We start from the raw sequence: 965 nt of genomic DNA on the forward strand, positions 1-965 counted from the left end.
AGCTGGCCTTCAGGCGGGCCTGTGCCATGGCGCTTTCGCCCTTGGTCAAGGCGCCAGCGCGTTCGGCAAGGGCGATCCGCTCCAGATCCTGCGCATAGTCCTTCTGGACCTTTGCCAGCGGGACATAGCGTTCGCGCAGCTCCTCCACGCGCTTCGGGTCAAGGGTAACGGTGGGGGATTGCGCGCCCTGGCTGCGAGCCGCCTCATCGCGCACCCGCATTTCAGCGAGGGCCAGTTCGCGGGCCGCATCAGCAGCCTTGCGCGAGGCCCGCGCCTCCTGTTCCAGCGTTTCGGCATTGCCCTTCAGGGCGACAGTGGTCTGCCGGGCCTGACCCTGCACCGCGTCCAGACCCTGCTCGACCTCGCGCGCCGCTGCCTTCGCTCCGGCGTTCTCGCCCTTGAAGAGCAGGCTGAAAACAAACTGCTTGCCGCTCATCCCCGTACCTCCGCGAAGACATCGAGGGCGGCGCGTTCCATGACCTGAAGGTCGGCGAAGACCGCGTCACCGAGGCCCATGCGGCGCAGCACCACATCGACCGCAACATAGTCGAGGCCGATCCAGACGACTTCGGTCACCACCTGCGCCATCTGGCCCAGCGTCATGGGCACGGCCCGCCACTGCGTTTCGCAGGCAAGGAAGGCGCAGACGGATTGCCAGTTGCAGGGCATGACCTCGAAGTCCTCGGATACCGTCATGGGGGTGTCAGGATCGGGCGCCACCTCGGCACCCATCTCGGCAAATTCGGCGCGCAGATCGTCATCGAGGGCGACTGGCGCGCGGTCATCTGCCCGGCCGAGGCGCGCAAACGCCCAGGCGCGGGCAGCGGCGGTCAGTTTCCCTCGGCGGGTTCTCCCAGCCCGATTTCGTTCAGCGCGCGCCAGAGACCTTTCCGAAACCAGCCCTCCTGAAGCGCGAGAGCCAGCGTTGCGGGCGTCATCCCCACCGGCCTGCCCTCATCATCGGT

The 965-nt window shown here is 67.3% G+C and carries 2 protein-coding genes; both read right to left on the minus strand.

Annotated elements, in window-relative coordinates; all coding sequences use genetic code 11:
* Window positions 1–436 (minus strand): hypothetical protein (locus PKE99_RS37825; protein ID WP_271215067.1); only part of this gene is annotated, 436 nt, incomplete at its 3' end.
* Window positions 433–732: a DUF1799 domain-containing protein gene (locus PKE99_RS37830; protein WP_271215068.1), complete on the minus strand. Its 300-nt coding sequence runs from the start codon at window positions 730–732 to the stop codon at window positions 433–435. The genes PKE99_RS37830 and PKE99_RS37825, both read right to left, overlap by 4 nt.
* Between the last annotated feature and the right edge of the window lie 233 nt (window positions 733–965).

The sequence above is a fragment of the Pseudonocardia halophobica genome (genome assembly GCF_027922425.1).
GTDB lineage: Bacteria > Actinomycetota > Actinomycetes > Mycobacteriales > Pseudonocardiaceae > Pseudonocardia > Pseudonocardia halophobica.

Coding starts and splice junctions, on each gene's coding strand:
- PKE99_RS37830 (WP_271215068.1), bottom strand. CDS start 732: ATGGGTGCCGAGGTGGCGCCCGATCCTGACACCCCCATGACGGTATCC.